The sequence below is a fragment of the Deltaproteobacteria bacterium genome, from assembly GCA_009930495.1.
Taxonomy (GTDB): Bacteria; Desulfobacterota; Desulfovibrionia; order Desulfovibrionales; family Desulfomicrobiaceae; genus Desulfomicrobium.
This window is the reverse complement of record RZYB01000010.1, coordinates 26,551-33,793: the sequence shown is the minus strand read 5'-3', so window position 1 is coordinate 33,793 and position 7,243 is coordinate 26,551. Positions and strand designations below refer to the sequence as shown.

General features: G+C 59.1%; 6 protein-coding genes. 4 read left to right on the top strand and 2 right to left on the bottom strand.

Translation table 11 applies throughout. From position 1 onward, the window contains the following. A partial coding sequence (locus EOL86_02255; protein ID NCD24405.1) for a phenylacetate--CoA ligase family protein occupies positions 1 to 749 on the bottom strand: 749 nt, incomplete at its 3' end. A gap of 138 nt (positions 750 to 887) precedes the next feature. After that, complete coding sequence (locus EOL86_02250; protein NCD24404.1) at positions 888 to 1,733, bottom strand: tRNA (adenine-N1)-methyltransferase; 846 nt, start codon at positions 1,731 to 1,733, stop codon at positions 888 to 890. A 267-nt stretch (positions 1,734 to 2,000) separates the two neighbouring features. Between EOL86_02250 and EOL86_02245 the strand changes: the two genes are divergently transcribed. Genes EOL86_02245 through EOL86_02230 form a run of 4 tightly spaced genes read left to right on the top strand, consistent with a single transcriptional unit; the run spans position 2,001 to position 7,218 of the window. Next, positions 2,001 to 3,473, top strand: coding sequence for an Rne/Rng family ribonuclease (locus EOL86_02245; GenBank protein ID NCD24403.1), 1,473 nt, complete (start codon positions 2,001 to 2,003; stop codon positions 3,471 to 3,473). 10 nt (positions 3,474 to 3,483) lie between these two features. Continuing rightward, positions 3,484 to 4,032 (top strand): epoxyqueuosine reductase QueH, encoded by a 549-nt coding sequence (locus EOL86_02240; GenBank protein ID NCD24402.1) that lies wholly within the window; start codon positions 3,484 to 3,486, stop codon positions 4,030 to 4,032. Position 4,033: 1 nt separating this feature from the next. Beyond that, the gene (hemW, locus tag EOL86_02235) at positions 4,034 to 5,197 is read left to right on the top strand and encodes a radical SAM family heme chaperone HemW (GenBank protein ID NCD24401.1); all 1,164 of its coding nucleotides are present in this window, start codon (positions 4,034 to 4,036) and stop codon (positions 5,195 to 5,197) included. After that, positions 5,194 to 7,218: a DEAD/DEAH box helicase gene (locus EOL86_02230; protein ID NCD24400.1), complete on the top strand. Its 2,025-nt coding sequence runs from the start codon at positions 5,194 to 5,196 to the stop codon at positions 7,216 to 7,218. The genes hemW and EOL86_02230 overlap by 4 nt, the downstream gene beginning before the upstream one ends. Positions 7,219 to 7,243 lie beyond the last annotated feature (25 nt).

Genomic DNA, 7,243 nt, shown 5'->3' with positions numbered 1-7,243 from the left:
TAGCCGATGCAGCCGACGTCGGCCGTGCCATAGCCCTGGCGCATGATCAGATCGAATTTCTTTTCCATGTTGGAGCGCATCTTCTCGGAGAATTTTTCACCGGTCACGAAGGCCACTTCCAGATAGAGGTCCTTGCGCAGGTTGAGGCCCTTTTCCTCGCCCTTTTGCGCGAGATGCATGAGGTAGCTCGGCGTGCCGACATAGCCGGTCACGCGCAGCTTCTTCATGATATCGAGCTGGGTGCCGGTGTTGCCGGGTCCGGTGGGAATCACGGCGCAGCTCAGTTGCCGCAGTGGTTCCTCGAACATGAGGCCGGCCGGAGCCATGTGGTAGGGAAAGGTGTTCTGGACCAGGTCCCCGGAACGGAATCCGGCGGCATAAAAACTTTCGGTCCAGCCCCAGTAGTCCTCGCCGCGATCCTCGGGATCGAAGATGGGACCGGGAGACAGGAAGACCCGGCGCAGCTCGCCGAGATCCTTGGTCAGGAGACCGCCCAGTCGTGGGCCCATGGACTGGAGAAAGATGAGTTCTTTCTTTTTGAGGATGGGAACATGTTTGAGATCGATAAGATCCCGAAATTTTTCCACGGAAAACTGGGCACGGTCGAATCGTTTTTTTACGTCCTCGGAATATCGGTATGCGTACGACAGCAGCTCCTTGAGCTGGATCTGGTAGTATTTTTGGCGTTCCGTGGCGTCCAGAACTTCGCGCCGGCTGAAAATACCTTCAGTGCGATCCTTGCGGGTCATCAGCACTCCTCCTTGGGGGGCTTGGTCCGGCCTGGCCGGGGTTGGGGATGTCGGAAAGGTTCATTTCTATAGGAATAAAAAAAGGATTTGCAAGCGGTAACTTGCAAATCCTTGAAATAGCATGCGTAAACGAAAGATTTAGTCCGTGGCCGCGAGGCTCGTGGCGTCCTGGTCGTCCGTGGGCTGGTCCTCTGGATCACCGCAAGTATCCGAGGATTTCAGCTCGGCGTAGGTTCGCGCAAAGACCAGAAAGCCCGTGTGCGCGACCATGCGGTCGTCCGGGCGCAGCCGTTCGGGCACGGGCTTGTAGTGGCGCAGGAGGATCTCGAGCACTTCGATTTGCCGAAAGGGGCCATCTTCCATGGCCTTGAGCAGATCCTGGACCTGGTTGGTGGTTGGCAGCAAAAAGCCGATGGGCGCGCCGGGTACCACCGCGTTCGGAATATGCCGGACAACGTCGCTTGGCTCGCGCACATCGAGAAACAGGGCGTCGGCGCCGTGGGCATGGAATCCTTCGGACACGTCGTGATGGAACTGTTCGACGCGATGCGCCAGACCGATCCGCTCCAGATTCTGGTGGCAGAGCGTGTAAAATTCCTCGCGGCGTTCATACGTGTACACCTTGCCGGTGTCGCCCACCAGCCAGGCCAGGGCCGTGGTCAGACCGCCGGAGCCACAGCCGGCCTCGACCACGCGACATCCCGGACCGATGCCGAGCTTCATGACGATATAGCCGATTTCCTTGGGGTAGATGATCTGGGTGCGCCGTTTGACGGACTTGACCAAGTCGTACAGGGAGGGCCGCATGACCGTGAACGGGTAGCCCTTGTGGGTCAGGACCTGCTGCCCCCAACCGGCGGCACGCACCTCGTCGAGGTGCAGGATGCCCTCGTTGGTGTGCATGACCTGCCCTTCCTGGGCGGAAACAAAATAGCGCTTGTCCTTGGCGTTGAGCAGCATTACCAGCTGTCCCGGTTCGAGCATGAAACCTCCTTCCAAAGTGGGTAGGCTGGCCTAGCCACGCCCCTATTCGATGTCAAGCAATCCCCCGCCGGGACGGATGGTTTTTCTTGCTATGGAGCGATTGCCTGGGTAGGGAAACACTCTGACACTCGGTGTGCCGCGCGCCCGGCTCCGCCCGGTTTTTTTTCTTCGCCACCCGCCGTGATCAAAAAATTTTCCGGCCTTCCGGTATGTAAATTTGTTCTTTTTCCCGACTTGGACGGAACCACTTTTAGTAAAGGAAATTTTATGGGTGAAAAGCAGAAACGCAAGATGTTCATCAGCGTTTTGCCTGGGGAGTTGGTGGAAGTCGCCATCATGGAAGATGGCGTTGTCGTTGAATATTATGTGGAGATGCTCCATCAGAGCAAAACCAAGGGAAACATTTACAAGGGCAGGATTCACAATGTGGATCAGGCCCTTCAGGCCGCGTTCATCAATTACGGAGCCGAAAAAAACGGCTTTCTCCAGGTCGACGAGGTCCATCCCGAGTACTATCTGGCCGATGTTCCTGGCCGGGGCAAATATCCGCCATTACAGAAAGTCCTGAAGCCAGGTCAGGAGGTTCTGGTGCAGGTGGTCAAGGAACCGACCGGCTCCAAGGGTGCTTTTTTGACCACATACCTATCCATTCCGGGGCGTTATTTCGTGCTCACGCCAGGGCGCGAGCAGCTTGGTATTTCCCGCAAGATCGAGGACGAAAAGGAGCGCGAGCGGCTCAAGGACATCGTCGAGGAATTAAAGCTCGACGAGGGGTTGGGGGTTATCGTGCGCACGGTCAGCGAAGCGCAGAGCAAAAGCAATCTTTCCCGTGATTTACAGGTTTTAAAACGGCTGTGGAAAGATATCCGCAAGAAAGGGATCGGTTCGGAATCACCCGCGCTGATCTACGAGGAGAAGGATTTGGCCTTTCGCGCCATCCGTGACTATCTGACCCCGGATATCGCGGAGTGCTGGGTGGACGATGATGAAACCGCCAAGCAGATCACTGATTTCGCCGCCCTTGTGTTTCCCCGCCGCAAAACGTTCATCAAGGCCCACACCGAGACCGACAAGACCCTGTTCGAGCGGTTCCGCATCGAAGCCCAGTTGCAGCGCATTCTCAGCCGCACGGTGACCCTGCCCAGTGGCGGCCAGCTGGTCATTGATCATACCGAGGCCCTGACCGCCATCGACATCAATTCGGGCAAGATCGGGGGCGAGAAAAATTTCAAGGAAATGGCCTTGCGCACCAACATCGAGGCCGCCAGGGAAATTCCCAACCAGCTCATGTTGCGGGATATCGGCGGACAAATCGTGGTTGACTTCATCGAAATGAAGGACGGCAAGCATATCCGCGAGGTGGAAAAAGTGCTGCGTCAGGCGTTGAAGGTGGATCGGGCGCGAACCGATATCGGGCGTATTTCCAAGTTCGGCTTGCTCGAAATCGTGCGCCAGCGTCTGGGCACGTCGGCCCTGTCCGCGAGTTTGGAGCCCTGTCCGCACTGTTCCGGGGCCGGCACCCGGCGCAACTTGGAATGGCGGTCCATGCAGGCCTTGAAAGACATGTATCGCGAATTGCGGAAAGACAAGCAGTCCGAACCGTTTTCCTACCAGACAGATGCCGAGCTTATGCAATATCTCTTGAATCGGAAGCGTGAAAAATTGATGGAATACGAACAAACATTCGCACGCAAGATATTCATTACGCCTTCTCCCATCGCCGTTTGTTCATTTTGCTAGGTTTTTTATCATGAAAATATTGGTTCACATTTGTTGTGGGCCGTGTGCCATCACCGTGGTCCAGGACCTGCTCAAGGCCGGGATGGATGTGACGGGGTTGTACTACAATCCAAATATCCATCCCCTTCGGGAATATTTGCGTCGCCGGGAAGGCGTGGTCCAGATGGCCGAACATCTGGGGATTCCCGTGATCTACAAGGACACGGAATACGATCCCCAGGTTTATTTCCGGGCCGTGACCTTCCGGGAGGCAAACCGCTGCCTGCTATGTTACGCCTTGCGCCTGGAACGGACCTTGTCCATCGCCCGGCGTGGAGAGTTCGACGCCTTCACCAGCACGTTGCTGTACAGCAAATTCCAGAAGCATGACGAGATCCGGACTCTGGGGCATGATTTGGCCACGGGCTCGGGCGTGGCTTTTCACTACCAGGATTTTCGTCAGGGCTGGAGCGATGGCATTGCCGTGTCCAAGGAATGGGGCATGTACCGGCAGCAATACTGCGGCTGCCTGTATAGCGAGGCCGAGCGGTACGCCTCGGAATTGCGTGCCCTTGGGTAGTCTGCGGCTGTATGTTCACGTGCCGTTCTGCGTGCGGAAATGCGCCTATTGCGCATTTTATTCCGAACCGTATCGCGCGCGGAACGCGGCGTTGTTTATCGACCAGGTCATGACGGAAATATCGGTACGCGCGGGGCGTATTGGCGCCGCTCGCGTAGCCAGTGTCTACATCGGGGGGGGGACGCCTTCGGTTTTGAGCCAGGAGCAGCTGGGCGCGGTTTTGGACTGCGTGCGCCGGTGTTTCTCCGTGGTGGCTGGCGCCGAAATCACGGTGGAGGCCAACCCCGAGTCCGCCTTGCGGTCCGATTTCTTGGCGGGCTTGCCGGATTTGGGCGTCAACCGCCTTAGCCTGGGCGTGCAGAGTTTTCGGGATGACATGCTGCGGCTGTTGGGGCGTCTTCATTCGGGTCGGGAAGCGGAGTTGGCCTTTGGCGCCGCTCGTGCCGCCGGATTGACCAACATTGGCCTGGACCTGATCTGGGGTTTGCCCGGCCAGACCGTGGCGGCTTGGCTTGAGGATTTGCGTCGGGCGGTGGCCCTTGGCCCAGAGCATTTGTCCTGCTATGGTTTGAGCCTGGAGGAGGGTACGCCGCTGGCCGCGCGGGCGGTTCGGGGCGAGCTGGCGCTGCCGGACGAAGACGAGTCCGTTGGCATGTATTTGGATGGATCGGAATTTTTGGAGTCGCGAGGCTATGCGCACTACGAGATTTCGAATTACGCCCTGCCAGGGCGTGAAAGCCGGCATAACGCGGGGTACTGGGCCCAGGACGATTACCTGGGGCTGGGACCGGCGGCCGTGTCCTCATGGGGGGCGCGACGCTGGACCAACCCTGCGGATCTGGCCGAGTACGCGCGGTGCGTCGAGGCCGGGTGTCCGGAAATGAATGTGGAAAAGTTGTCCGCCCGAATTCATGGGCGGGAACTGGTCATGCTGTCCCTGCGCACCAGCGGGGGGCTGAACCTCGAACGCTTCAAGGCCCAAACCGGACAGGATTTTTTGCAGTATACGCGCCCTTTTGTCGAGCAACTTTGCTCCAGGGGGTTGGCGCGGCTGCGGTCCGGTCATCTTCAATTGACACGAAGGGGCATGCTGCTCGGCAATTCCGTTATTGGAATGCTGCTCGATCTTTTGGACGACATGCCCGAACACATGGAATACTCATGACTGACATTTCAGAATTTGACGGCGTCCCAACCGACGCCAGTGCCGCCGACACGTCCGGCGAGAATTTTTTCCTGGCCGATTTGCCCGAAACCCTACGGGCGGCCGTGGCGCGCATGAATTGGACCGACCTCATGCCCGTCCAGCGCCAGACCATTCCGGCCATGCTGAGTGGCCGGGACATCATGGTCCAATCCCACACGGGTAGTGGCAAGACCGGAGCCTTTCTACTGCCCATTCTGCATGGCTTGGACCCGGCCCTGGGCGCGCCCCAGGCCCTGATCCTCGCCCCGACCCGGGAATTGGCCGTGCAGGTCGGCCGGGACGCCGAGGAATTGGGGCGGGAGTCCGGCATCAGATCGCTGCCCATCTATGGTGGCGTGGGGTACAAGGCGCAGATCCAGGGGCTCGAGGCCGGCGCCCAGCTTATTGTCGGAACCCCCGGCCGCATCCTGGATCATTTGCTGAAGGGCAATTTGAACCTCGACAGGTTGAAAATCCTGATCTTCGACGAAGCCGACCGCATGCTGTCCATGGGTTTTTATCCGGACATGAAGCAGTTGCAGCGCTACCTGCCGCGCGGTTTGCAATCGGCCATGTTTTCGGCCACCTACCCCGGCCATGTGAAGCGCTTGGCCCAGCAGTTCTTGAAGGATCCCCTGTTTATTTCCTTGAGCCAGGAACAGGTCTACGCCAGCGACGTGCTGCACGTGGCGTACAAGGTACCGGCCATGCAGAAGAGCCGCATCCTGGTCAAAATCATTGAACAGGAGAATCCGGCTTCGGGCATCATCTTTTGCAACACCAAGTCGGATGTCCATTTCGTGGCCGTGGTGCTGCGCCGTTTTGGCTATGACGTGGGCGAGATCAGCGCTGATTTGTCCCAGGCCGCGCGCGAGGAGGTGCTCGACAAGTTACGCCGCAACAAGCTCAAGTTTCTGGTGGCCACGGACGTTGCCGCCCGGGGTATCGATATCCACGAGCTGTCCCACGTTTTCCAGTATCAACCGCCCCAGGACCACGAGGCGTACGTGCACCGTACCGGCCGCACGGGCCGGGCCGGGGCGGCTGGGGTGGCGATTTCTCTTGTGTCCGGCATGGAGGAAATCGAGCTGGAGCAGATCGCCAAGAAATTTTCCATTACCCTGGAAGAGCGCCAGGTGCCCACCGACGAGGAGTTGGAGGCGCTTATTTCGCAGCGGGCCGTGTTTCTCCTGGAGGCCCAGTTGCGCAAGGCGGACAATATCCAGAAGGAACGCATGCGGCGTTTCATGCGCATCGTGGCCGAAGTGGCGGCCAACGAGGAAGCGCGCGTGGTGTTGGCCATGCTCATGGATGATTTTTACCAGAAGACGTTTCACGCCCCCTTGGAACAGCCCTCGGAACGGTTGATTGCCCCCGTGGCGGTTCAAGACCGGTTCGAATCGCGCCGGGAACGCTCCTCGGTTGACGCGGAACCGCCTCAAATCGTGGAGGGGCCGCGTCCGGACGGCGACAAGCGCAAGCGCAAGCGTAATCGGAAGAAGCCGACCAATGGCTCCCAGCCAGTCTCCGAAACGACGCCGCCGGAACGCCGTCAGGACCGGGACGAGGCCGTGTCCACGCGTGTTCCCGAGCAGCTTTCGATCCCGACGCCTGCCGTCACACCTTCCGCTGTTTCCGGTACGGAGCTTTTGGCCGTGGAGTCGGGCGGTTCCGATCCGGATTTTGGTTTTGGCCTGGAATCCATCTGGGATGAGCCGGAGACTCGGGAGGACGAGGCCGGGGGTAGCACTCCGCCAACCGGTCCGTCCGGGGCGCCTAAGAAACGTCGCCGTCGCCGTCCACGCAAATCTTCGGCTCAAAAAACGGAAGGGGCCCGTGAACCGGCCATGGAGCAGCCCTCGGCGCCGTTCTCTCCGCCCGTGTCACGACCGGAGGCTCCACCGAGAAGGCCAGCGGAACCGGAAGTTCGTTCCGCGCCCAAGCCTTCCGAGCCGGGAGCCGTTCCGCCCAAACCGAGGAAGAAGATTTTTCTGGAATGACAAGGAAAGCCCCGACGCGATCGGG